At 71.2% G+C, this 23,429-nt stretch carries 21 protein-coding genes; 12 read left to right on the top strand and 9 right to left on the bottom strand.

The window, feature by feature from the left end; translation table 11 throughout:
* Window positions 1-163 precede the first annotated feature (163 nt).
* From AW274_RS39575 to AW274_RS28355, 3 genes are read left to right on the top strand one after another with little or no spacing between them, the layout of a single operon-like run.
* Window positions 164-2,116, top strand: coding sequence for an acyltransferase family protein (locus tag AW274_RS39575; protein ID WP_062438126.1), 1,953 nt, complete (start codon window positions 164-166; stop codon window positions 2,114-2,116).
* Window positions 2,117-2,176: 60 nt separating this feature from the next.
* Entirely contained in the window at window positions 2,177-3,295 is a 1,119-nt protein-coding gene (locus tag AW274_RS28360; RefSeq protein ID WP_062438123.1) for a glycosyltransferase family 4 protein, read from the top strand.
* Window positions 3,296-3,334: 39 nt separating this feature from the next.
* Window positions 3,335-4,063 (top strand): acetoacetate decarboxylase family protein, encoded by a 729-nt coding sequence (locus tag AW274_RS28355; protein ID WP_062438121.1) that lies wholly within the window; start codon window positions 3,335-3,337, stop codon window positions 4,061-4,063.
* On the opposite strand, the gene AW274_RS28350 is transcribed toward AW274_RS28355, so the two are convergent.
* The 6 genes from AW274_RS28350 to AW274_RS42730 all read right to left on the bottom strand — a co-directional run bounded on the left by AW274_RS28350 (window position 4,060) and on the right by AW274_RS42730 (window position 9,770).
* Window positions 4,060-4,941, bottom strand: a complete 882-nt coding sequence (locus AW274_RS28350) for a glycosyltransferase family 2 protein (RefSeq protein WP_062438120.1) — start codon at window positions 4,939-4,941, stop codon at window positions 4,060-4,062. The genes AW274_RS28355 and AW274_RS28350 overlap by 4 nt on opposite strands.
* A gap of 149 nt (window positions 4,942-5,090) precedes the next feature.
* The gene (locus AW274_RS28345) at window positions 5,091-5,849 is read right to left on the bottom strand and encodes a CDP-alcohol phosphatidyltransferase family protein (RefSeq protein ID WP_062438118.1); all 759 of its coding nucleotides are present in this window, start codon (window positions 5,847-5,849) and stop codon (window positions 5,091-5,093) included.
* Window positions 5,827-6,867: an iron-containing alcohol dehydrogenase family protein gene (locus AW274_RS28340; protein ID WP_062439425.1), complete on the bottom strand. Its 1,041-nt coding sequence runs from the start codon at window positions 6,865-6,867 to the stop codon at window positions 5,827-5,829. Before AW274_RS28340 ends, AW274_RS28345 begins: the two co-directional genes overlap by 23 nt.
* 30 nt (window positions 6,868-6,897) lie before the next feature.
* Window positions 6,898-7,629, bottom strand: coding sequence for a phosphocholine cytidylyltransferase family protein (locus AW274_RS28335; protein WP_062438116.1), 732 nt, complete (start codon window positions 7,627-7,629; stop codon window positions 6,898-6,900).
* Window positions 7,630-7,722: 93 nt separating this feature from the next.
* The gene (locus tag AW274_RS42735) at window positions 7,723-8,346 is read right to left on the bottom strand and encodes a DUF5941 domain-containing protein (protein WP_062438113.1); all 624 of its coding nucleotides are present in this window, start codon (window positions 8,344-8,346) and stop codon (window positions 7,723-7,725) included.
* Complete coding sequence (locus AW274_RS42730) at window positions 8,346-9,770, bottom strand: CDP-alcohol phosphatidyltransferase family protein (protein ID WP_062438110.1); 1,425 nt, start codon at window positions 9,768-9,770, stop codon at window positions 8,346-8,348. Before AW274_RS42730 ends, AW274_RS42735 begins: the two co-directional genes overlap by 1 nt.
* Window positions 9,771-9,935: 165 nt before the next feature.
* Between AW274_RS42730 and AW274_RS28320 the strand changes: the two genes are divergently transcribed.
* Together AW274_RS28320 and AW274_RS28315 are read left to right on the top strand one after the other, a co-directional pair.
* A complete protein-coding gene (locus AW274_RS28320) occupies window positions 9,936-11,330 on the top strand; it encodes a bifunctional cytidylyltransferase/SDR family oxidoreductase (protein WP_062438107.1) in 1,395 nt (464 codons plus the stop codon).
* Window positions 11,331-11,339: 9 nt separating this feature from the next.
* Window positions 11,340-13,091: a CDP-glycerol glycerophosphotransferase family protein gene (locus tag AW274_RS28315; RefSeq protein WP_062438104.1), complete on the top strand. Its 1,752-nt coding sequence runs from the start codon at window positions 11,340-11,342 to the stop codon at window positions 13,089-13,091.
* Here AW274_RS28315 and AW274_RS28310 read toward each other — a convergent pair.
* A complete protein-coding gene (locus AW274_RS28310; protein WP_062438102.1) occupies window positions 13,071-14,087 on the bottom strand; it encodes a glycosyltransferase family 2 protein in 1,017 nt (338 codons plus the stop codon). The two genes, AW274_RS28315 and AW274_RS28310, sit on opposite strands and share 21 nt — an antisense overlap.
* Here AW274_RS28310 and AW274_RS28305 point away from each other — a divergent pair.
* Complete coding sequence (locus tag AW274_RS28305) at window positions 14,086-15,627, top strand: LCP family protein (RefSeq protein WP_062439421.1); 1,542 nt, start codon at window positions 14,086-14,088, stop codon at window positions 15,625-15,627. The genes AW274_RS28310 and AW274_RS28305 overlap by 2 nt on opposite strands.
* Here AW274_RS28305 and AW274_RS28300 read toward each other — a convergent pair.
* Window positions 15,618-16,187: a dihydrofolate reductase family protein gene (locus tag AW274_RS28300; RefSeq protein ID WP_062438101.1), complete on the bottom strand. Its 570-nt coding sequence runs from the start codon at window positions 16,185-16,187 to the stop codon at window positions 15,618-15,620. The genes AW274_RS28305 and AW274_RS28300 overlap by 10 nt on opposite strands.
* Before the next feature lie 77 nt (window positions 16,188-16,264).
* Here AW274_RS28300 and AW274_RS28295 point away from each other — a divergent pair, with 77 nt between their 5' ends.
* Window positions 16,265-16,828 carry a TetR/AcrR family transcriptional regulator gene (locus AW274_RS28295; protein WP_062438099.1) on the top strand — a complete coding sequence of 188 codons (564 nt, stop codon included), beginning with the start codon at window positions 16,265-16,267 and terminating at the stop codon, window positions 16,826-16,828.
* Here AW274_RS28295 and AW274_RS28290 read toward each other — a convergent pair.
* Window positions 16,825-17,259, bottom strand: coding sequence for a hypothetical protein (locus AW274_RS28290; protein ID WP_062438097.1), 435 nt, complete (start codon window positions 17,257-17,259; stop codon window positions 16,825-16,827). The genes AW274_RS28295 and AW274_RS28290 overlap by 4 nt on opposite strands.
* Before the next feature lie 96 nt (window positions 17,260-17,355).
* Here AW274_RS28290 and AW274_RS28285 point away from each other — a divergent pair, with 96 nt between their 5' ends.
* From AW274_RS28285 to AW274_RS28265, 5 genes are all read left to right on the top strand, one after another.
* On the top strand, window positions 17,356-18,033 hold the full coding sequence (locus tag AW274_RS28285; RefSeq protein WP_062439418.1) for a response regulator transcription factor: 678 nt from the start codon (window positions 17,356-17,358) through the stop codon (window positions 18,031-18,033).
* The gene (locus tag AW274_RS28280) at window positions 18,030-19,250 is read left to right on the top strand and encodes a sensor histidine kinase (RefSeq protein ID WP_062438095.1); all 1,221 of its coding nucleotides are present in this window, start codon (window positions 18,030-18,032) and stop codon (window positions 19,248-19,250) included. The genes AW274_RS28285 and AW274_RS28280 overlap by 4 nt, the downstream gene beginning before the upstream one ends.
* Before the next feature lie 35 nt (window positions 19,251-19,285).
* A complete protein-coding gene (locus AW274_RS28275) occupies window positions 19,286-19,570 on the top strand; it encodes a PepSY domain-containing protein (protein ID WP_062438092.1) in 285 nt (94 codons plus the stop codon).
* A 40-nt stretch (window positions 19,571-19,610) separates the two neighbouring features.
* On the top strand, window positions 19,611-20,150 hold the full coding sequence (locus tag AW274_RS28270; protein WP_062438090.1) for a hypothetical protein: 540 nt from the start codon (window positions 19,611-19,613) through the stop codon (window positions 20,148-20,150).
* A gap of 112 nt (window positions 20,151-20,262) precedes the next feature.
* Window positions 20,263-23,429, top strand: a 3,167-nt coding sequence (locus tag AW274_RS28265; RefSeq protein ID WP_198169468.1) for a CHAT domain-containing protein, incomplete at its 3' end; no start/stop codon positions are given.

Genomic DNA, 23,429 nt, shown 5'->3' with positions numbered 1-23,429 from the left:
CGCCCCGGTCTTCCTTCTGCCACCCTGGGGGCGTTTGTCAGGCCTCGTCTGGTTCCGTCCTCTGACAGATAGCTGAGCGTTCTTCCGTGAGTGACACGTGAGCGACATCCGAAACCGCCCCCCGGTTCCGAATCCGGACGCTGAAGACGCACCAACGGGGGTGATGGGCCGGATCACCGACGACACCCACCTCGACCTCCCCGCCATCCAGGGCGCCGACCCCCAGTCCGCCGGCCGGCCGGTCGACCACCACGACCCGTCGGTGACGGGTCCCCAGCGGGCGGTCGACTTCGGCACCGGCCCCCAGGGCCACGGCACGCATTCGACGGGCCCGCAGCAGGTGCCGCAGAACCCCTACGCCTCGGGCGGCCGCCTGGCCGACTCCTTCGCGCCCCCGGCCCCGCAGCAGCCCGGCCCGGACACCGGACGTTCCCCCTTCCCGGGCCCTTTTGACGCCCCCGGCGCGTCCGGAAACCCCGCCGGCTCGGGCACGGGCGCCTACGGGATGCCCGGCGCCGCTTCCGGCACCGGCGCGTTCGGCCTGCCGGGGTCTCCCTCGGCGACCGGCGCGCACCCGATGCCCGGCGCGCCGCTCGCCGCGCCCACCCAGACCTCCTCCGCCGATCCGCTGCCGCAGCGCAAGCCGCGCGACCAGCGGGCCAAGGCCGACGACGGCCCCGGCGAGGGGTTCGACTACTTCGGCGGCGGTGCGCCCAAGGCCCCGCAGCATCCGCAGTCGGCCACGCGCATCCCGCACACGCCCGACCCGCAGCAGGGGCAGCGCATCCCGCACGCCGCCGCGCAGCAGGCGCCCCCCGGTCTGCCGCCGGTCGACTATCCCGACCCGCCCGCCGACTGGAGCCCGTGGCAGCGCCGCCGCTCCCCCTACGACCCGCCGTCGGCGCCGCTGCCCACGCAGCCGCCCGGCTTCGAGAACTTCCAGACCGACACCTTCGCCGCCGTCGGTTCGCAGACCGGCGGCCACGCCGGCCACACGACGGGCGGCTTCCCCGAGTCGCCGTCGATGCCGCTGCCCGCGTGGGCCGCGACCCCGCCGACGGCGGCGCCGCCGACGTACAGAGACGAAGAGGAGCCGGCCCCCGCCAAGCGGCCGCGCTCGCACCACCTCGACAACGTCAAGTTCGTGCTGATCGCGCTGGTCATCTCCAGCCACGCGCTGCGCGACACGGTCAACGCCGACCCGGCCAACAAGGCCGGGTACATCTGGGCGTTCGCGTTCCACATGCCGCTGTTCGTCATGATCAGCGGCTACCTGTCGCGGAACTTCTGGGACTCCCGGGGCAAGGTCAACAAGCTCGTCGACACGATCCTCATCCCCTACGTGATCGTGGAGGTCGGCTACGCGGCGCTGCGCTGGGGCCTGGGCGGCAAGTGGACGCTGACCATCACCGACCCCGCCTGGCTCAACTGGTATCTGGTCGCGCTGCTGCTCTGGCGGGTGACGGTCCCGGTGTGGAAGCGGGTGCGCTGGCCGTTCACCGTCGCGGTCGTGGTCTACCTGCTCTCGGGCTTCTCGCAGCTCGAACAGGACTTCAGCATGGACCGGTTCTTCGGCCTGCTGCCGTTCTTCGTGCTCGGCATGGTGCTCAAGCCGGAGCACTTCGAGTGGCTGCACAAGCCGTGGGTGCGCATGATCGGCGCGTTCGTCCTGGCGGCCTGGACCGCCGCGGCGATCGTGCTCGCGCCGCAGCTCGGCCTGAAGATCTTCTACAACCGGTACAGCTACGCCGACCTCAACATGGACGACTGGTGGTACGCCATCGGCTTCCGCCTGGCGTTCCTGGTCGGCGTGCTGGCGTTGTGCTTCGCGGTGCTGGCGATCATCCCCAAGCGGGAGACCTGGTTCAGCGACCTCGGCGTCCGCACCCTGTACGCCTACCTCCTCCACGGCATCCCGATCCTGATCCTGAAGGACTTCGGGTTACTCAAGCTCGAGTGGCTGGAGGGCCCGCTGGGCACCCTGGCGATCATCGCGAGCTCGTTCGTGCTGGCGATAATCCTGTGCCTGCCGATCACCCGCTCCATCTTCAAGTGGCTGCTCGAACCGCGCCTGACCTGGCTCTACCGGAAACCGCAGGCGGAAGTTCAACCGTAGTTCGGCTGCGGTTCACGCCCCGCATCCGGGCATGTCGGACCTGCCGGTCAGCCTCGCTGCATGAAGGTATGTGTCGGCACGGTCGTCCACCACCCGGAGGACGCCCGGATCATGCACCGGCAGATCCGGGCGCTGCTGGACGCGGGTCACGAGGTCACCTACGTGGCGCCGTTCACGCACTGCAACGTGACGCCGCAGCCGGAGATCCGGGCCATCGACGTGCCCCGGGCCGTCGGGCTGCACCGGGCCAAGGCGCTGCGCGCCGCGCGGAGCGCGCTGAAGCGGGGCTGCGCCGACGCCGACCTTCTGCTGGTGCACGACATCGAACTGCTGCTGGCGCTGCCGAGGCGGCGTCCGGCGACGGTGTGGGACGTGCACGAGGACACGGTGGCCGCGCTCGACGCGAAGCCGTACCTGCCCGACTTCGCGCGCAGCACGCTGCCGCCGCTGCTGCGCAACCTGGAGGCGCGCGCGGAGCGCCGCCTGCACCTGATCCTGGCCGAGGAGTCCTACCGGTCCCGGTTCGCCGCCGACCACCCGGTGGTGCCCAACCACACCTACGTGTCCGAGACCGCGCCGCCCCCGCCGGGCGAGTCCCGGGTCGTGTACGTCGGCCACATCTCCCAGGCGCGCGGCGCCACCGAGATGGTGGAGCTGGCGAAGCTGCTGCGCCCCCACGGCATCAGGCTCGACCTGATCGGCCCGGCCGACGCCGACGTGCGCCCGATGCTCCGCGACGCGCAGCGCACCGGCCTGCTCGACTGGTTCGGCTACGTTCCCAACCGGCACGCCCTGCGCATGGCCCAGGGCGCCCTGGCGGGCCTGTCGCTGCTGCACGACGTGCCGAACTACCGCGAGTCGACGCCGACCAAGGTGATCGAGTACATGGCGCAGGGCGTGCCCGTCATCACGACGCCGCTGCCCAAGGCCGTGGACGCGATGAAGGGCAGCGGCACAGTCGTGCCGTTCGGCGACGTGGCCGCCGCCTACCGGGCCGTGCTGGAATTGCGCGACGACCCCGCCCGCCGCGCCAAGGCCGCCGCCGAGGGCCACGCCGAGGCGCGCGCCGCCTACCACTGGCCCGACCGGGCGCCGGAGTTCGTGTCCCTGCTGGAGACCTGGGCCTCGGCCCGGGGCCGGGTGCCCGTCCGCGGCGGGCAGCGCGCCGTGGCGGTCTGAGACTGTACGGTTGCGCCCCCGCGTTGATGTACTGGGGTCATGGCTAGCCATCTCATCCAGGGCCGCCGGGTGGACCTTCCGGTGGAGGTCAGGGACGCGACGGCGGGCGCGGCGACCTATCTCGTGCGGGCCGACGCGGCCCGTGCGGTGATCGCCTACTCGGGGCTCGACGTGACCGAGATCCTCCCGGGGAAGGCGCTGTGCACGCTCGTCTTCGCCGACTACAAGGACTCCGACCTGGGGGCCTACCACGAGTTCGGGGTCGTCTTCTGGGTGCGTCCACCCGAGGCGGGGCCGCCGCCGCGCCGGTCGGCGCGCGCGGGGGTGCTCGACGTGCGGGCGAGCGGGTCGGCGGCGTTCGTCCACTGGCTGCCGGTCGACCAGACGTTCACAATGGAGGCCGGCCGGGAGATCTGGGGCTTCCCGAAGGAACTGGCCGACATCGACGTCCGGCAGAAGACCCCCTACAAGCGCTGTGTGCTGCGCAAGGACGGGCGGCTGGTGCTCGACCTGCTGATCCGGCCCGGCGTGCCGCTGCCGAACGCGGGGCTGCCGGCGCTGGAGGCGTTCGCGCACCGCGACGGCGCGACCCGGCGAACCGGCTGGAGCGTGCGGGCGGCCGGGGTCAGGGCCCGGCCGGGCGGCGCGCTGATCCGGCTGGGCAACCATCCGATCGCCAAGGAGCTCAGCGAGCTCGGGCTGCCGAAGCGGGCGCTGACCACGATGACGGCCGCGCACGTGTCGATGAGCTTCGGCGAGGCCTTCTAGACGATGGGCGGGCGGCCGAGCTTGAGCATGTGCCAGGCCGTCCGCCACGCCATCGGGCGGCGTTCGCCCGCCGGCTCGCGCCAGCCTTCGGCGAAGCCGCGGAACCAGGCGCGCAGCGCGAACGGCGAACGGTCGCGGATGAGCGTCAGCAACATCCAGTTGCCCAGGTAGAGCAGCACCAGCGGCCACGGCAGGTTGCGCCGGGCCAGCCACACGCGGTTGCGCGCGTTGAGCCGGTAGAAGTCGGCGTGGCGGGTGGGCAGCACGAGCGGGTGGAACATGACCGTCTCGGCGTCGTACTCGATCCGGTAGCCCTCGCCGAGCAGCCGCCAGGCCAGGTCGGTCTCCTCGTGGGCGTAGAAGAACTTCTCCGGCAGGCCGCCGACCTGGAGGAAGGCCGACCGCCTGATGGCGCACGCGCCGCCGAGGAAGGTCGTGACGGGTGAGCTGCGCTCGGGGTCGCCGGCCCGCAGGCGGGGCACGTGGCGGCGCTGCACGACGCCCGCGTCGGGGTCCATCACCCGGAAGGAGATGACGGCCAGGTCGGGCTCGGCGGCGAAGCGTTCGCGGATGTGCGCGGCGACCTTGTCGTTGGCGTACCAGCCGTCGTCGTCGAGGAAGAGCACGACGTCGCCGGAGCACTCCTGCACGCCCCGGTTGCGCCCTTCGGGGATGCCGACGTTGTGGGACAACCGGACGGTCTTGATGGTGGCCGAGGAACCGGCCTGCGGCTCCACCGAAAGCGGCGGAACTTCGACCCCGTTGCCCACGACCACCACTTCGATATCACCGTCGACCTGCGTCAACGCCGATTCGACCGCGCGGTCGAGCTCCGGAATGCGATTACCCATCGTGAGGATGACACAGGAAATCTTCATGCGTCATCGCCCCGGCACGAGGTGGGAGACACACGATTTCATGATCACCGAGTCTATTTGGGCGGGCAAATCCGGACTAAGCGTATCGGAACCAGCGGCGAACACCCACCAAACACGAAGTGTCCGGGCAAGAGAGATCGCCGCAGAAATCAAGCGAGCCGCCGCGAGGCGAGAATGCTCACCAGGTGAAGAATAAGTTGCACCCCGGCGATGACCGCGCACGCCACGACGAGAATCCTCGTCGCCGGGAACCAGAAATCGAGAACGGCCGCGACCACCACGATAAGTGACAACTCGACCGCTTGGATCACCCGGTGGAAACGCAGCGCGGCCGCCGCCCGGCGGGCCATGGCCAGCTTGCGCGACTGGAACTGGGTCGCCGACGACTCGGTCGCCGCGACCAGCCCCGACCGGGCCCGCGCGACGTCGACCAGGTCGGTCTCCGACTTGATCAGAATCGCGCCGAGCGCGGCGGCGAAGCCGAGCACGGTGTACCAGTCGGGCCAGACCTCGGAGGCCCGGAAGCCGAGCCCGATGAGGATGGCCGCCTCGGCGAAGTAGTGGCCCACCCGGTCGAGGTAGACCCCGGTCAGCGAGGTGCGCCCGGTCCACCGGGCCAGCTCGCCGTCGGAGCAGTCGAGCAGCAGGTAGACCTGCACCAGCAGGGCCGCCAGCACGGCCGCGGCCAGGCCCGGCAGCACCAGCACCGCGCCCGCCGCCACCCCGGTCACGATCATCAGGCCGGTGACCTGGTTGGGCGTGATGGGGGTGCGGGCCAGCGCCCAGGTGACGTAGATCGACAACTTGCGCATGTAGAGCAGGCCCGCCCAGTGTTCCCCGTTGCGGCGCTCCAGGGTCATCTCGGGCTGCGCCTTGGCGCGGACCTCAGCGACCGACGGCGTGGACATAACCCTCAACTCGATCACGGATCTCGCCCTCGGTCAGGCGGAGATGCTCAAGGATGGTGTATCGACCCGGACGGGTCGACGGGGCGAGCGCGATCGCCTCGGCGAACTGCTCGGTGGTCAGGCCCACGTCGAGGTGGGTGACCGGCAGTTCGTGGCGGCGCAGGCAGTCGACGATCTGGCCCAGGCGGGTCTGGTCGTCGCGCAGGTGGAAACAGAACGCGGCGCCGATGCCGGCCAGCTCGCCGTGGTTGGAGGTGCCGGGGAAGAGCTGATCCACGGCATGCAGGATCTCATGATCTCCGCCACTCGCCGGACGGCTTGACCCCGCGATGACCATCGACATGCCGGAAAGAATCAAAGCCTCCGCCAAGACGGTCAGGAACGCGTCGGACTCGACGGAGTCGCTGCGCCCCATGACGGCCTCGGCGGCCGTACGGGCCATCGAACAGGCCAGCCCGTCGATCGGCTCACCGCGCTCGGCGTTGCCGAGCTGCCAGTCTTCGATCGCCGACAGGTTGCTGATCACGTCGCCGACGCCCGAGCGCACCAGCGCCTGGGGTGCGTCGTGGACGAAGTCGAGGTCGACCATGATCGCCACCGGCATCGGCACGCCGAACGAGCCCTTGCCGCTCTCGTGGGTGAGCGAGGCGGTCGGCGAGCAGATGCCGTCGTGGGCCAGGTTGGTCGCCACGGCGACCATGGGGATGCCGGCCAGCGAGGCGGCGTACTTGGTGGCGTCGATGGTCTTGCCGCCGCCGATGCCCACCAGCGCCTCGTAAGCGCCCTTGCGCAGGTCGGCGCCCAGCGTGATGGCGGCGTCGACCGAGCCGTCGGGCACCCGGAAGACCTCGGCGTCGCCCAGCGAGGGCGCGATGACCTCGGTGATGCGGTCGCCCAGGCCCGCGCCCACGGCCACCGCCACCCGCCCGGAGGTCGCCACCCGGCTGTCGGCCAGCAGCGTTCCGAGCTGCGCGATCGCGCCCCGGCGCACCTCCATGGTGATGGGTGCGGGGAGCATCCTCGCCAGAATCGGCATGTGCCCGCCCTCTCAGTAGGTCGCGGCGATGACGCGGGCCTTGGCGAGGTCGTCGTGGTTGTCGACCTCCACCCACCGCACGTCTCCGATCGGGGCGACGTGGATGGACTCCCCGCGCTCGACCATCTCCTGGTAGCCGTCTTCGTAGTAGAGCTGCGGGTCGCGCTCGAAGGTGGTGCGCAGCGCGTCGGCCAGCCGCTCGGCCGCGCCCGGCCGGATGAGGGTGGCGCCGATGTACTCGCCGTAGGCCTCGGAGGGCTCCATCAGCTTGGTGATGCGCTTGAGCTGCTCACCGCCGAGGGTGACCTTCATCTCCTCGTCGCCGAGCGTCTTCACGTCGTCGACCGCGAGCAGCACGTCGCTGGTCTCGGGAGCGTTCAGCAGGGTGTGCTCGACCGAGACGGGGTGGACGGTGTCGCCGTTGACCAGCAGCACGCCGTGGGAGAAGTAGTCGCGGGCGCACCAGAGGGAGTAGGCGTTGTTCCACTCCTCGGCCTTGTCGTTGAAGACCAGCGTCAGGTTGACGCCGTGGCGGTCTTCGAGCGCCGCCTTGCGGTCGACGACGGCCTGTGCCTGATATCCCACGATCACCACGACCTCGCGGAGGTCCACCGCGGCGAGGTTGCCCAGGGCGATGTCCAGGATCGTCGTCTCCCCGTCGACCGGCACCAGCGCCTTGGGCAGTGTGTCGGTGTAGGGCCTTAGACGGCGGCCGGCTCCGGCGGCCAGCACCATTCCCAGCAACGTGCGCTCCTTGGGGTCGATCTGCGTGTAACCCCACAGGTTAGTTGCCAACCGGACCTGATCGTGTAATCCGATTGAGGGCTGTTGTTCAGATTAATCATTGATGCCGAGATTGGCGGCCTCCGTACCGGATCGCGGAGCCGCGAGCCAGCACGTCACGCTCTCCCAGCCGAACATGCCCCACAGGTAGACGGCCAGGAGCAGGAACACCGCCGTCACCCCGTCGAACCAGGCGCCCGCGGCGACCACGAGCATCCGGCCCTCCCAGCCGAACCCCGCCGCCGCGAGCCAGGCGGGCGGGTAGACGTGCTGGCGGACCCGGTAGACGAGGTCGTAATGGTGGAAGAGGATAGCGCCGAGCAGCAGGAAGATGATCACCGGGGGTACCCCGTGGGCGAACCCGACCGAGGCCACGAAGCCGTATTCGGTGATGCGCAGGATCGGCGGCACCAGCCAGTCGAGCCGGCCGTCGTGGCGGTGGGAGGAGCCCGGCCCGGCCAGCAGCAGCGCGACCGCCGGTGCGAACACGGCCAGGCCGTCGGCGCCGGCCACCCCGAGCGTCAGCAGCACCCCGGTCACGAACAGGCCCGCCAGGGCCGGCGGCAGCGGCGGGATCTGGCCGGAGACCATGGTGCCCATCGCGCCCGACAGCGGGCCGTCGTCGCGGTAGGCGACCACGTGGCCGGCGGGCACCGGAGACAGGTGAGTCGTCGTCATCAGAGCGACCTCGCGATCCGTCCGGTGAGCGTGTAGAGGGTGGCGACGCCGCCCCAGAGCAGCAGGGCGAGGAAGGTGACGCGGGCGTTGAAGAACGCCGCCGTGACGGCGATGAGCGCCATGCGCTCGCCGATCGGCAGCACGATGATCTTCTTGGCCCAGCGGGTCGCGGTGCCCTTCTCCAGCCTTCCGGCCAGCTGCACCAGCCGGGCCCCGTCGGCCGCCACGGCCAGCGACCGGCGCGCGTTCCCCCACGCCGAGCCGACCTTCGCGGCGTCGGCGACGGCTCCGGCGTACGAGAAGTCGATCATGTGCCGGATCGCCTGGAGCACCATCGCGGCGACCGCCAGCGCCCAGATGTTCCCGGGCCCGGTGTTGCCGCCGACCATCCCGCCGGCGTAGCCGATGGCCAGGCCGACGTAGACGACGTACTCCTTGACCCGGTCGAACGTCGCGTCGAGCCACGCCCCGATCGGGCTGAACCGGCGCGTGTAGCGGGCCAGCTGCCCGTCGACGCAGTCGAGCACGAACGACAGGTAGAGCGCGACCGCCCCGGCGAGCTGGGCGGGCCGGGTGCCGGTGGAGAACCAGATCGCCGCCATCGCCGCCAGGCCGACGGAGATGCCGGTCACCCCGTTGGGCGTCAGCCGCAACCAGGCCGCCGCCTTCACCAGGTGGCGCGACCAGGTGCTGACGGCGTAGGTGGCGAAGAAGCCGTCGTCCTGTTTGACCGCGGCGTCGAGCCGGGCGCGTTCCTCGTCGACCGCGCCGAGGCGGCCGAACGCCGCGTCGGCGGCCTCCTGCCCGGTCACCCGTTCGGCGTGCAGCACCCCGAGCGGGACCGCCGCGACCGGCACGCCGGAGCGCACCAGCCCGGCCAGCAGCAGGTCGGCGGCCTCGTCGTCGCGGGCCTCGCCGAGCAGGTCCTCCTTGGCCAGGTCGCTCAGCTCGGCCGCGACGGCGGCCAGCCGCGGCAGGTCGGCCGCGCCCACCTGGAGCACGCCGCGGAAGGTGGCGTTGGGGCCGACGAGCTGGTGGAAGGAGTTGCCGGCCGCCGCGACGCGGTCGTGCTCGACCCTGACCGGGCTCGCGCCGGGGCCGGGCTCGCCCTCGGCGACCAGCGCGCCGGTGCTCCGGGCCGGGTGCTCCAGGAGGTTGGCGATGGCCTCGGTGTGGGCGACCACGTCACCTGAGATGATGGCCAGCGGCGCGGAGCCTGACCGGGCCACGACGGCGATCTCCCTGAGGTCGTCGGCGAGGTCGCCGCCCGCGCGGCCGACCACTCTGACCGCGACCGGGATCGAGGTGAGCTGTTCGGTGAGCCGTCCGAGCACGGTGCCCCCGTCGCAGGCCAGCCGGGCCGCAGGGGTGTTGGCGAGCACGACCGCCACGGTCTGCGTGACCGTGTCGGGCTGAACCTGCATGTCAGACCCCACTTCACTCGACGCCCGCCGTAACCCGAAAAGTAACCGAGTGATCACTAATGGGCAATCACCGTCACGGAAGCGAGCCGCGGACGGCCGGCGGCCGGTCGTGGCTCGCGTTCTGAATCTGCCCCAAGAAGTATCGTGCGGGCGGGGAGGATCAAGATGATCGAATCACGGTTGCGCACGGTCGGCGTCGTGCTGGCCGGAGGCGTCGGGCAGCGGGTCGGGCTGGGCACGCCGAAGCAGCTCCTCAAGATCGCGGGCCGGACCATCCTGGAGCACACCCTCGCCGTCTTCGACGGCCACCCCGACGTCGACGAGGTCGTCGTGCTGATGACCCCGGGGTTCGGCGACGAGGTGCGGGCGCTCGTGGAGCGTAACGGTTTCACGAAGGTCAGCAAGGTGATCGACGGCGGAACGAGCCGGACCGAGTCGACCTGGCTGGCCCTATCCGCCCTGGGAGACGAGGAATGTGACGTCCTGCTGCACGACGCCGTGCGGCCGCTGATCGAGCCCCGCATCATCGCCGAGTGCGTCGAGAAGTTGCAGGAGTTCCAGGCGGTCGACGTCGCGATCCCGTCGAGCGACACCGTGGTGGTGGCGGTCCCGGGGCCGTCGGGTGAGATCATCCGCGACATTCCCGACCGGTCGGGGCTGCGGCGGGGGCAGACCCCGCAGTGTTTCCGGCTGTCGGTGATCCGCGACGCCTATAGGCGCGCCCTGGCCGACCCCGACTTCGACAAGCGGCCGGCCACCGACGACTGCGGCGTCATGCTGCGCTACCGCCCCGACGTGCCGATCGCGATCGTGCCCGGCAGCGAGCACAACATGAAGGTGACCCACCCGGTCGACGTCTACATCGCCGACAAGCTGTTCCAGCTCGCCGCCGCCACCCCGCCCGACCCGCAGCCCGGCCTCGACCTCACCGGGAAGGTGATGGTCGTCTTCGGCGGCTCCTACGGCATCGGCGCCGACGTCGTCGACCTGGCCCGCAAGCACGGGGCCGACGTCCACGTCTTCTCCCGCAGCGCCGGCGGGGTCGCGGTGCAAGACCCGGCCGCGGTCGAGGAGGCCCTGCGAGGCGTGCGGGCCGCCGCCGGGCGCATCGACTTCGTGGTCAACACCGCGGCCGTGCTCCACATGGGCAAGCTGGCCGACACCGACCCGGCGACCGTCGAGGAGACGGTGGGCGTCAACTACCTGGGCCCGGTCAACGTGGCCAGGGCGGCGTTCCGCCACCTCGCCGAGACACGCGGCCACCTGCTGCTCTACACCTCCTCTTCCTATACGCGCGGCCGGGCCGACTACAGCCTCTACTCCTCGGCCAAGGCCGCCGTCGTCAACCTCACCCAGGCGCTCGCCGACGAGTGGGCGCCCCACGGGATCAGGGTCAACTGCGTCAACCCCGAACGCACCGCGACTCCGATGCGGCAGCGCGCGTTCGGCGACGAGCCGCCGACCTCCCTGTTGTCCCCCTACGCGGTGGCCGAGACCAGCATCGATGTGCTGGTGTCCCCTTTGACCGGACAGGTGATCGATGTGCGGCTGACTGGGTAACCCCCCACTATGGGGAAGAAAGTCCTGGTCACGGGCGTAGTGCTGGGTTCCTACCCGGTGCTGGTGGCGGCGGCGCTGGCGCCGTCGCCGTGGGTGTTCGCCGCCGCCGTGCTCGTGTCCTACGCCGCCGAGCTCGTGCTGCCGAAGGCGGCGGCCGACCAGCTGAGCCGGGTCCACCTGGGGGTGACGGTCCGGTTCCTGGCCCGCGAGATGGCGGCGGTGCTGCTGCTGGCCCGGCTGGGCCTGCCGTTCGAGCTGGTGGCGGGCGGGCTGTTCATCTTCCACGCGATGCGGGCCACCCAGACCGGGCTGGCGCTGTTCCTGCACCGGTGGCACCACCTGCGGCCGGTCGAGTCGCGCAACCTCCAGGTCACGCTGCCGAAGGCGCCGCCCGGCCGGCTGCTCGGCCAGCGCGGGACCCGGCTGCTCTACTTCGACGTGCCGCCCGTCGTGCTCGCGGCGGTGGCCGGTCTCTCGGGCGACACCTGGCTCGCCGGGGCCGGGGTGACGGCGACGCTGGCCGCCATGGCCGTGGTGACGGCGGTGCTCGGGCTGGAACTGCGCCGCGCCGCGCCGGTGGCCGACCGGCGGCGGGTCGTGCAGCTGGTCGACGACCAGGTCAGGGCCTACGATCCCGAGGTCATCCTCTACTTCTCCGGCGCGGCCAACGCGGTCTACCAGGCGTCGATGTGGTTGCCCGTGCTGGAGGCGCTGCCCCGGCGGGCCATCGTGGTGCTGCGCGAACGGCCGCTGTTCACCGCGCTGGCCCCGACGTCGCTGCCGGTGCTGTGCATCCCCTCGGCGGTCGACATGATGAACTTCCGCGGGCTCGACAGCGCCCGGGTGGCGCTGTTCGCCGCCAACGTCGGCAACAACATCCACATGTTGCGGGTGCCGGGCGTGGTGAGCGTGTTCGTCGGCCACGGCGACAGCGACAAGGAGGCGTCGTTCAACCCGTACACGAAGGTCTACGACCAGGTGTGGGTGGCCGGGCCGGCCGGTCGCGACCGCTACCGGCGGGCCGGGGTCGGGGTGCGCGACGAGGCGATCGTCGAGGTGGGCCGGCCACAGTTGGCCGGAATCAAGCGAGTCGCGGACGGTCGAAGACCGGCCGTGGCTCGCGCCGGGAATCTGCCTCATATGCAGGAGAAAGGTCCGCAGACGCGGTCGGTGCTCTACGCGCCCACCTGGGAGGGCTGGACCGACGACCTGTTCCACAGTTCGGTGGCGGCGATGGGCCCGCACCTGGTCGACGCGCTGCTGGCCGAAGGGGTCAGGGTCGTCTACAAGCCCCACCCGCTGACCGGCCACCGGTCGATGACGGTCCGCCGCGCCCACGGCGCGATCATGGCCCGGCTGCGCCGCGAACACCCCGACGCCGGCACGGTGGTGCTGGGCCCCAAGCCGAGCCTGTACGACTGCTTCAACGACGCCGACCTGCTGATCAGCGACATCTCGAGTGTGGTCGCCGACTTCATGGCCTCGGGCAAGCCCTACGTCGTCACCAACGTGGCCGACAAGGAACGGGCCGAGTTCGTCACCCGCTATCCGTCGGCCCAGGCGGCCTACCTGCTGTCGGAGGACCTGCGGGAGCTGCCCGAGATCCTGGCCCAGCTGTCGAAGGACCCGGGCGAGGACGAACTCGCCGACGCCCGCCGCGCCCTGCGCGGGTATCTGCTCGGCGACGGCGAGCCGATGGCCCGGTTCGCCGACGCCGTCGAGGAGGCCTACCGGCAGGGGCTAATGAAACAGGTCCTGTAGCCCGACCGTCTCCTGCTTCTTGCGCAGCCGCTTCGGGCTGGTGATGAAGCCGGTCCCCCATGACAGGTGCATGGCGGCGTAGACGACCGGGAGGCGCAGCAGGGCGGCCGGTTCGAGGTCGCGGCCGGTCAGCACCGAACCGGCGACGATGGCCAGCAGGTAGCCGACGGGCACGACGAACGCCGGCGGCCAGAAGAACCCGGCGACCAGGCCCAGCACGATCAGCGAGACCGCGATCGGCGGGGCCAGGTAGCGGAGGTTGATGGTGCCCTGGTGGGTGCGGGCCACCACCCGCCGCCAGCGGCCGTAGTGGAAGTACTGGCTGGCCAGGGCTCCGACGGTGGCGCGCGGCCGGTAGGAGACCCGCATCTTCGGCTGGAACCACACCAGGCCGCCGGTCGCGCGGATGCGGTGGTTCATCTCCCAGTCTTGGGCGCGCTGGAAGTGCTCGTCGTAGCCGCCGACCCGCTCCAGCGCGGTGCGCCGGAACACGCCCAGATAGACGGTGTCGGCCGGGCCGCCCTCGCCGCCGACGTGGAAGGCGGCGTTGCCGACCCCGATCTTGGACGTCATCGCCCGCGCGACCGCCTTCTCGAACGGGCTGACGCCCTCGGCGGCCATGATGCCGCCGACGTTGTCGGCGCCGGTGGCCTGAAGGGTTTCCACGGCGGTGCGCACGTAGTCGCGCGGCAGCATGGCGTGGCCGTCGACCCGGGCCACCACCTCGCCCTTGGAGGCGTTGATCGCGGCGTTGAGCGCGTTGGGGGTGCGGCCCGTGGGATTGGGCACCAGGGTCACCCGGGAGTCGGCCGCGGCGATCGAGTCGGCGACCTCCTGCGTGCGGTCGCGGGAGGGGCCGACCGCCAGGACGACGTCGATCGGGCCCGCATAGTCCTGGTCGAGGACCTGCTGGACCGCTTCGCGTAGATGCCGCTCTTCGTTGAGCACCGGCATGATGACGGAGACCGCGGGGGGCGCGTCGAGGAAGGGGTTCATGGCTGCGCTCACGCTACTGTACGAGGGGGCGTGGACGGCAACCTCGAAGGGGGAGCGCGTGGAGGACTCGGGTGTTCACGTGGGCGGCGACGCCTACGGAGGGGTCCGGGTAGCAGCTCCCCGCAAGGGCCGCCGGCACCGCCGGGCGAGCATGCGCTCCATCGTCGTGACCGGCACCCTGTCGAGCCTGGTGCTCGTCGGCTCGGGCTTCGCGTGGGCGCTGCCCACCTACGTCTCCGGCCGCATCACCTCGGTCGACGCCGGCACCGCCGGTTCGGCCACCCGGGGGGCGATGAACATCCTCCTGGTCGGCGTCGACAAGCGCGACGACCTGTCGCGCCGCCAGCAGAACCAGCTCCACCTGGGCCGCGAGGTCGGCCAGCGCACCGACACGATGATGGTCGTGCACGTGTCGGAGGACCACAAGAAGGTGACGGTGGTCTCGCTCCCGCGTGACACGTGGACCGAGATCCCCGGCCAGGGCAGCCACAAGATCAACAGTGCCTACCAGTTCGGCGGCGCCAAGCTCGCCGTGCGGGCGGTGCAGCAGGCCACCGGCATGCGCATCAACCACTACGTCGAGGTCAACGTGATGGGCTTCATCGACGTGGTCGACTCGCTCGGCGGCATCACGGTCTGCACGCCGGTGCCGATCAACGACGACAAGACCAAGCTCGTCCTGACGGCCGGCACCCACAACCTCGACGGCGTCAACGCCCTCGCCTACGCCCGCACCCGGGCCACCGCGCGCTCCGACCTCGACCGCATCGACCGCCAGCAGCAGGTCATCTCGGCGATGCTCCAGCAGGCGCTGAGCGGCGGCACGCTCACCAACCCGGCCAAGCTGGGCGCCCTGGTCAACTCGACGCTGCGCACCCTCACGGTCGACGACGAGTTGTCGGGCAACATGCTCGACCTGGCCACCCAGCTGAAAGACGTGTCGACCGACGACGTGTCGTTCGCGACCGTGCCGATCGCCGACGTCAACTACACGACCCCGACCGGCGAGTCGGCGGTGTTGTGGGACAAGACGGCCGCCGCCGAGATGTTCCGCCGCATCGACAACGACGAAGACCTCGCCAAGCCGGTCAAGCCGTCGCCGTCGGCGACCCCGTCGGCCACGGCGTCCAAGACCCCGGAGCTGAGCCGGTCGGCCCCGCTGTCGGTGCCGCCGAACCGCATCCGGTTGACGGTCCTCAACGGCACCCTCGTCACGGGCCTGGGCGGCCGCACCCGCGACGCCCTGCTCGGCGCGGGTTTCCTGGTGCCCGAGCAGGCGGGCGACACCGGCCGCCGCGACTACAAGAACACGGTGATCCGCTACGCCGCCGGGCGCGAAGACTCCGCCCGCACGGTCGCCGCCGCGCTGCCCGGCGCGGAGATGCGCCAGGTCGACGTCGAGGGCATCGAGGTCATCATCGGCACCGAGAACAACGAGGTCGAGAAGGTGACCGTGCCGACGGCCGCGCCGACCCCGTCGAAGGCGCCGACCCCGGCGGCCCGCACGGCGACGCAGAACATCTGCAAGCCTCAGCCGTAGACGTACTCGTTGACCACCACGCCTGAGTCGTAGGGCGTGCTGCGCTCCAGCCGGAACGGGCGCGGGGTGTAGGGGCCGGCGAACAGCGGCACCCCGTCGTGCAGCACGACCGGGTTGACCTTCAGCACCAGCCGGTCGATCTCGTCGGCGAGGGCCCCGGCGAGCAGGCCGCCGCCGCAGAGCCAGATGCCGGTGCCCTCCTCCTTCTTGAGCCGCCGCACGACCTCGACCGGGTCCTCTCCGGTGAGGGTGATGCCGTCGGGCACGTCGGCGGGGCCGCGGGTGCGGGAGAAGACGTACTGGCGGGTGTGCGGGTAGGGGTCGCGGGTGTGGGCGAAGCCCGCGGCGTAGGTGTTCCAGCCCATCAGGGTGGTGTCGAAGCGCGACCCGTCGGCGGTGAGGCCGAGCATGCGCAGCCCGACGCCGGCGATGGTGTCGCGGTAGTCGCGCTTGATCATCTCGATGTGGTCGCCCTCGACCGGGAACGCCGAGAAGTCGTCGGCGGGGCCGGAGATCCGGCCGTCGAGCGAGACGGCGACGTAATAGGTGAGTTCTCGCATCAGTGCTCCAACCACAGCAGGTGTAGTGATTGGCTCGAAACTACTACAGCCGTCGTGGTTGCGCTACCCTCGTCGTCATGGCGCGGAACGCGGGACGACGGGCAGAGCTGGCCGACGCCGGCATCAGGGTGCTGGCCCGGGAGGGCTCGCGGGGGCTCACCCACCGGGCGGTCGACGCCGAGTGCGGCGCCCCGACCGGCACGGCGTCCAACTACTTCCGCTCCCGGGCCGACCTGCTCGAAGGGCTGGTCGCCCGCATCGGCGAACGGTTCGCACCCGCTCCCGAGGTGCTGGCCGAGCTGGCCTCCCACCCGCCCGACCGGGCCTCGTTCGCCCGCCACGTGCGTGACATCGTGCGCCGGTTGAGCGCCCATCCCGAGGTCACGCTGGCCTGGTTCGAGCTGCGGCTGGAGGCGGCCCGGCGGCCCGAGGTCGCCGACCTCATGCGGGGCGTGCTGCTGGAGGGCTTCCGGGCCGACGTGGCGTACAACAAGGCGGCCGGGCTGCCCGGCGGGGCCGCCGAGATCGCGCTGTTCCACTACGCCGTCGACGGGCTGCTGCTCGACCGGCTGACCGTGCCGATCGATCCGGAGACCTCCACCGACGAGGTGGTCGAGGCGCTGGTCGAGGGGCTGCTCTAGTCGGTCCCGACGACGGTCCGCGGCACGTCGCCCTCGCAGTGGGTCTCCACCTCGACCTCGGCCTCGCCCCGTTCGAACTTGACCTTGGCCTGGGCGGCCGGGCCGGGCTCGACGTCGTCGGTCTGCCAGCCCTGGGCGGGGGTCCAGGAGGTGAGGTGCGCGCGGCCGGCCGTACAGGACACGACGACCGTGCCCCCTTCGGTCGACACGACCCGGCTCGCCGTCGCGGCGGGTGACGGGCCGGAGGGGCGCGGGGCGGCGGAGGGGGCGGGCAGCGCGAGTTCGCGGCGCACCGCCTCGGCCGAGAGCGCCTGGTCGCCGGGCCCGCGGAACGCGCCGCCGAAGGAGCCGATGACGACCAGCCCGGCGACGGTCGCCGCGAGCGCCGCGACCACCCAGCCCGCGACCGCGAGGACGAGACGCCGATCCATGCCGCCCACCCTCCCTCTCCCTGGGCTAAGGCCGGGTTAACACGACGCTAAGGCCCTTCGCCGTCGAACCGGACATTGGCTAGCGTGTCGGGCACCATGGCCAGCCTGCTGCTCATCGAAGACGACGTGACGATCCGGACCGCGCTGGTCCGCGCCCTGCGCGACAGAGGACACGCCGTCGCGTCGGCGGCCTCCGCGCTCGACGGGCTGCGGATGGCCCTCGACGACCGGCCCGACCTGGTCGTCCTGGACCTGGGCCTGCCCGACCTCGACGGCGCCGAGCTGCTGCGCATGCTGCGCGCGGTCTCGGCGGTGCCGGTCATCGTGGCGACCGCCCGCGACGGCGACGCCGAGTCGGTCCGGGTGCTGGACGCCGGGGCCGACGACTACCTGGTCAAGCCGTTCACGGCGGCCCAGCTCGACGCGCGGGTGCGGGCGGTGCTGCGGCGGACCGGTTCCCCGGCGGGCGACCCGACCGTGACGGTCGGCGGCCTGCGGGTCGACCCGCGCGGCCGGGAGGCGCTGCTCGACGGGCGGCGGCTCGACCTGACGCCGCGCGAGTTCGACCTGCTGCTCTACCTGGCCTCGCGGGCCGGGCAGGTGGTGACCAAACGCGAGCTGCTCATCGAGGTGTGGCAGCTGCCCTACGGCGGCACCGACAAGACCGTCGACGTGCACCTGTCGTGGTTGCGGCGCAAGCTGGGCGAGACCGCCCAGGAACCGCGTTACCTGCACACCCTGCGCGGCGTCGGGGTCAAACTGGTGTCGCCGTGAGGAGCCGCCTCGCGCTGCTGGTGGCCGCGACCACCTCGCTCGTGCTGGTGGCGATGCTGGTGCCGCTGGCCCTGCTGGTGCGGGCGACCGCCGAGAACAACGCGATCACGCAGGCCACGGCCGAGGCGCAGTCGGTCGGGGCGGTGATCGGGACCGTCGACGAGGCGACCCTGGCGCTGGCCGTCAGCCGCGCCGAGGCGGCGGGCGGCCACGACGTCACGGTCTTCGCGCCCGGCACGCGGCCGGTCTCCGAGGCGGTCGAGCTGGCCCGGCGCGGGCGCAGCTTCACCGCCGTCTCCCCGTCGGGCGGACGCGAGGTCCTGGTCGCGGTGCAGGGGCCGAACGGGACGAGCGTCGTCCAGGTGACGCTGACCTCCGGCGACCTGTCGCGCGGCGTCGGCGAGACGTGGCTCGGGCTGCTGCTGCTCGGGGTGGTGCTGATCGGGCTCGGCGTGGCCCTGGCCGACCGGCTGGCCCTCGCGATCACCCGCCCGACGACCGCGCTGGCCCGGGTGTCCCACCGGCTGGCCGGCGGCGACCTGGAGGCCCGCGCGGTGCCGGGCGGGCCGCCGGAGGTGCGGTCGGCCGGGCTGGCGCTCAACCACCTCGCCGGGCGCATCGGCGAACTGCTGGCCGAGGAGCGTGAGACCGTCGCCGACCTCTCGCACCGGCTCAGGACCCCGCTGACCGGGCTGCGCCTGGAGGCCGAGTCGCTGCGCGACCCGGCGGAGGCCGACCGCATCGCCGCCCGCGTCGACGCGCTGGAGAAGGCCGTCACCTCGGTGATCCTCGACGCCCGCCGCCGCACCCGGGAGAAGGGCTCGTGCGACGCGGCGGTCGTGGTGCGCGAGCGGGCCGAGTTCTGGTCGGTGCTGGCCGAGGAGCAGGAACGCGCCTTCTCCGTGACCGTCCCGCCGCACCCCGTCGAGGTGCCCGTCTCCGCCCCCGACCTCGCCGCCGCCCTCGACGCCCTCTTCGAGAACGTGTTCGCCCACACCGACGAAGGGGTCTCCTTCTCGGTACGCCTGACGCCCCGCGAACTGGTCGTGGAGGACGACGGCCCCGGCTTCGGCCCCGCCGCCCTGGAACGCGGCCACAGCGGAGCCGGGTCGACCGGGCTGGGCCTGGACATCGTGCGCCGGACCGTACCGGAGACGCGCCTGGAGAGATCCCCGCGCGGCGGCGCGCGGGTGGTGCTGACGTTAGTGACGTCTTAGCGTGCCGCTATCGGCGATCCGGCGAGTCTGAGGGCATGAGAATCCGATACGCACTCGCCGCCGCGGTCGCCGTGCTCGGCCTGACCGCCGCCGCCACCCCGGCCGTCGCCGCCACCACCGCCTCCGTCACGAAGGCCCAGGCGGTGAAGATCGCGAAGAAGAAGGTGCCCGGCGCCTACGTGAGCGACGTCGAGCGCGAGTACGAGCACGGCCACCGCACCTGGAAGATCGAACTGGAGAAGGGCAACTGGGAGTACGACGTGTACGTCGCGATCTCGAACGGCCGCATCGTCAAGTTCACCCGCGAGTACGACGACTGACACCCTCGACGCCACCTAAGCGGCCGTTCACACTGGGGGCATGCCGAGCCTGCGGTTGATCGGAGAACGGTTCAACCTGCCGTTGGTCCTTGACCGGCTCCCCGCACCCGACGCCCATTCCCCCGACAACCCGGTGCTCATCGGCCTGTTCGCCGACGACCAGGCCGACCGGACCGGCGACGTGCCGGCCGACGGCGCGTTCGAACGCGACCAGGCCCGCCGCGCCAAGGTGATGCGGCTGCTGGGGAGCGGGCACGTGCGGTCGCCGCGCGACTACTACAACGCGGCGATGGTCCTGCAGCACTCCCATCTGGTCGAGCACTTCCACCTGGCCCACGTGCTGGCCCGGCTGAGCGCGCTGGCGGGCTACGGGCCGGCCAAGTGGCTGGCGGCGGCGGCGATGGACCGGTGGCTGATGCACCAGGGCCTGCCGCAGCACTACGGCACCCAGTACGTGGAGGACGGCGACGGGTTCCGGTTGTGGGACGTGGAACCCGGCACGACCGATGAGGAACGCGCGGAATGGAATGTGCCGCCACTCGGCGAGGCGGTGCGAATGGCGGCCGAATTCCCCGTCTAGGAACGACCGTAAATCTGGCATTTATCTCGACGTTTCACACTTCGCGGCACACTGCACAATGAGGCCTTCTCCTCACCTAAAGTGAGCAACCCAAGGGCCGAATGGAGTTGTGGTGACCAACCCGCGCGTGTTCATTTCCTACGCCCATGACGACGCCGCCCACGCAGAACAGGTGCGGACTCTGTGGGCGTTCCTGCGCGCGAACGGGGTCGACGCGAGGCTCGACGAGTCGGCGGCGAGAGAACCGCAGTTCTGGCCCGACTGGATGAGCGCGCAGATCCGCGATGCGGATTTCGTGCTGGTCATCGCCTCCGCCGAATACCGCCGGGCCGCCGATGGGAATGCGCCGCCGACCGAACGGCGCGGGGTGCGCTGGGAGGCCCGGGAGGTCAAGCACCAGTTCAACCGGCAGGCCGACGACGCCGGGAAGAAGTTCCTGTCGGTGGTCCTCCCGGGCGGGCGGATCGACGACATCCCCGGATTCCTCACAGCCGAATCTCGCACCTACTACACGATCACCGACTTCACGGTTCCAGGAGCGGAAGGGCTCCTGCGCTACCTGCTCGGCCGACCCCTGAACCCCTACGACCCGCCTCTGCTGACCGCCCCCGGCCTCCTGCCGCGCCCCCTGCCCGCCATCCCGCTCCGGCACGAGGTGGTCCTCCGGGTGCGCTCGGAGGGCACGACGCTGACCTGCGAGACGACCGTCTCCGGGACCGTCCTCGGCACGGTCGAGAGCCGGCGCCCCTACGGCGTCGACGACGCGTGGCACGCCCTCGGGCTGAGGGGCGGCGAAGCCGAACAGCGGCTGCTCCAGACGGGCGGCGCGCTCGCGCGGACGCTGCTGTCCGACGAGACGGTCGACCACCTCACGACCCTGCTGACCGGCTCCGCGCTGGGCACGGTCGTGGAAATCGTCTGCGACGTCGATGCCGGATCGAGCACCCTGCCCTACGAGCTGATCACCCTCAACGGCACCCCGCTGGTCACGATGCCCGGCGTCCAGATGCGCCGTCGGATCGCCGGCGTCGGCCACCCGGCGGTGGCGCCACTCTCCGGCCCGCTGAAGATCCTCGTCGCCGTTTCGGCCCCGGACGAGAACACGACCCGGAACGTCCCCCTCGACGTCGAGGCCGAGATGCAGGCGGTCCTCGACGCGGTCGCCGACGTGCAGGAGATGGAACAGGTCCAGGTCAGGATCCTGGAGGTGCCGAGCTCCGCCGAGATCATCCGCGCCCTCCAGCAAGATCAGTACCACATCCTGCACCTGTCGGCCCACGGCAACCCCCTCGGAGTGGAACTGTCCGACGAGGACGGCAGCCCCGAACCCGTCGACACCGACGGCCTCGTCGAGGTCCTCCGCGCCGGAACCTGCCCGCTCCCCCTGATCGTGGTGTCCGCCTGCGCCGGCGCCGCCCCCGCACCCGGCGGGGCCGAAGGGCTGGCCGCTGGCCTCATCCGCCAAGGAGCCGATCGGGTGCTGGCCATGCAGGCGTCCGTCTCCGACGTGTACGCCACCGACCTGGCGCGGCGTTTCTACAACGCCCTGGCCGCCAAGCCCGAAACCACCCCTGCGTATGCGCTGGCCGTCGCCCGAAGCGAACTGGAAAGCCGCCGCCGCCGCGCCACCACGGACAAGGGCCGCCCCGAATACGGGATCGCCACCCTGCTCTGCGCCCAGGACGACCCGCCACTGCGGACGACCTCCGGCCCGGCGCGACCTCTGTCCCGCGCGAACCACCCGCCCGCGGGCGGCAGCGTGCGCGCCCTCCCGATCGGTTCACTGATAGGGCGCCGACCCGAACTCCGGACCGTTATGAACGTCCTGCGCGGCAACCCGAGCGTGCGAGAGCTCGGCGACATCTCGGGTGTCGTCCTGACGGGGATCGGCGGCATCGGTAAGACCGCCGTGGCCGGACGCGCGATGAGCAGGCTCGGCGACGACGGCTGGACCACCGTCGTCCACGAGGGACTGTGGAACCCCCTCGGCCTGATCGAGAGTGTGGCCGTCGCCTTCGAGGGCCGGCCCGAGGTTCAGCGGCACCTAATGGACCCCGCGACGGATGACACGACCAAGATCGGCGTGATCGGCCGGCTTCTCCACCAGGCCCGACTACTGATCGTCTTCGACGACTTCGAACAGAACCTCAATGCTGACGGCAGCAAGTTCACCGACGAGGGATTCGCCGAGACGTTCGCCCAGTTCTGCCGGCAGGCGCACCGTGGCCGCCTTCTGGTGACCTGCCGCTATCCGCTGCCGGACGACGACTTCCTCGTCGACGTGGCGATCCCACCCCTCAGCCGCGCCGAACTCCGCCGGATGCTGCTGCGACTGCCCGCCCTGCGGGACCTGTCACCCGAGGACCGCCGGACCTTGATGGTCACCATCGGCGGACACCCACGCTTGCTGGAGTTCGTCAACGCCCTGCTCAACAACGGCCGGGGCCAACTCAAAGAGGTCACCACCAAGCTGCGCAAGCTGGCGAGAGACCACCACATCACCCTGACCACGAAGCCGACACTGGACACGGCGGTCGACGAGGCGGTGCTGCTCGGGACGAGAGACATCCTGCTGGAGCAGTTGTTGGGCCTGCTCAGCACAGAAGAGAGGACCGTCCTGCTGCAGTGCGCGATATCCCGCGCCCCCATGAGCGTTGAGGACGTCGTCTGGGCGGTGCACGGCGAGACGCATCCCGCAGGGGCCATCACCGTGGTCGCCGCAGCGGTGAAGCGACTCCTCGACCTGACTCTGCTGATGTCGACCGCCGATGGCGAAGTGGTCACCCACACGTGGACGGCCACGGCCCTCGTAGCGCACCGAGCCGATGAGGCCGCCAGTCATCGACGCGCGTTGGCGATGCGCTTCAACCGGTTCTCACACGGGCGGGGCGGATATGCGGATCTGCTCGAGATCGCGCATCACCTGGAAGCGACAGATCAGATCGACGAACTGGCGGGCTTCGCCCTTGCCGTGGCGGACATGCTGGCAGGCCAATCCGGCGAACTGTCAGTCGCATCGTTCCTTGGCGAGATTACGAGTACCTTCACCGAAATCACGCGTGACCACGTACTCCTCCTCGAGCGAGAAGCGCAGGCCCACATCCTCACAGGCGATCTGACAACCGCAGCGTCACATCTCAACACCATGATCATCGCCATTGAGAAACTCGCCGCCGCCGACCCCAGCAACGCCCAGGCCCAACGCGACCTCAGCGTCTCCCACAACATGATCGGCGACCTGCTCACCACCCGAGGCGACCTCGACACCGCCAACCAGCA

Origin of the sequence: Herbidospora daliensis (assembly GCF_001570585.1) — a bacterium.
In the GTDB taxonomy this organism is placed as follows: domain Bacteria; phylum Actinomycetota; class Actinomycetes; order Streptosporangiales; family Streptosporangiaceae; genus Herbidospora; species Herbidospora daliensis.
Note: the sequence above shows the minus strand (reverse complement) of the source record. Positions and strands in the feature narration are given on the sequence as shown.

Bases quoted from the DNA above. Each gene is read 5' to 3' on its own strand.
- AW274_RS39575 (WP_062438126.1), top strand. From the start codon at position 164: ATGGGCCGGATCACCGACGACACCCACCTCGACCTCCCCGCCATCCAG.
- AW274_RS28360 (WP_062438123.1), top strand. From the start codon at position 2,177: ATGAAGGTATGTGTCGGCACGGTCGTCCACCACCCGGAGGACGCCCGG.
- AW274_RS28355 (WP_062438121.1), top strand. From the start codon at position 3,335: ATGGCTAGCCATCTCATCCAGGGCCGCCGGGTGGACCTTCCGGTGGAG.
- AW274_RS28350 (WP_062438120.1), bottom strand. From the start codon at position 4,941: ATGAAGATTTCCTGTGTCATCCTCACGATGGGTAATCGCATTCCGGAG.
- AW274_RS28345 (WP_062438118.1), bottom strand. From the start codon at position 5,849: ATGTCCACGCCGTCGGTCGCTGAGGTCCGCGCCAAGGCGCAGCCCGAG.
- AW274_RS28340 (WP_062439425.1), bottom strand. From the start codon at position 6,867: ATGCTCCCCGCACCCATCACCATGGAGGTGCGCCGGGGCGCGATCGCG.
- AW274_RS42735 (WP_062438113.1), bottom strand. From the start codon at position 8,346: ATGACGACGACTCACCTGTCTCCGGTGCCCGCCGGCCACGTGGTCGCC.
- AW274_RS42730 (WP_062438110.1), bottom strand. From the start codon at position 9,770: ATGCAGGTTCAGCCCGACACGGTCACGCAGACCGTGGCGGTCGTGCTC.
- AW274_RS28320 (WP_062438107.1), top strand. From the start codon at position 9,936: ATGATCGAATCACGGTTGCGCACGGTCGGCGTCGTGCTGGCCGGAGGC.
- AW274_RS28315 (WP_062438104.1), top strand. From the start codon at position 11,340: ATGGGGAAGAAAGTCCTGGTCACGGGCGTAGTGCTGGGTTCCTACCCG.
- AW274_RS28305 (WP_062439421.1), top strand. From the start codon at position 14,086: ATGGCTGCGCTCACGCTACTGTACGAGGGGGCGTGGACGGCAACCTCG.
- AW274_RS28310 (WP_062438102.1), bottom strand. From the start codon at position 14,087: ATGAACCCCTTCCTCGACGCGCCCCCCGCGGTCTCCGTCATCATGCCG.
- AW274_RS28300 (WP_062438101.1), bottom strand. From the start codon at position 16,187: ATGCGAGAACTCACCTATTACGTCGCCGTCTCGCTCGACGGCCGGATC.
- AW274_RS28295 (WP_062438099.1), top strand. From the start codon at position 16,265: ATGGCGCGGAACGCGGGACGACGGGCAGAGCTGGCCGACGCCGGCATC.
- AW274_RS28290 (WP_062438097.1), bottom strand. From the start codon at position 17,259: ATGGATCGGCGTCTCGTCCTCGCGGTCGCGGGCTGGGTGGTCGCGGCG.
- AW274_RS28285 (WP_062439418.1), top strand. From the start codon at position 17,356: ATGGCCAGCCTGCTGCTCATCGAAGACGACGTGACGATCCGGACCGCG.
- AW274_RS28275 (WP_062438092.1), top strand. From the start codon at position 19,286: ATGAGAATCCGATACGCACTCGCCGCCGCGGTCGCCGTGCTCGGCCTG.
- AW274_RS28270 (WP_062438090.1), top strand. From the start codon at position 19,611: ATGCCGAGCCTGCGGTTGATCGGAGAACGGTTCAACCTGCCGTTGGTC.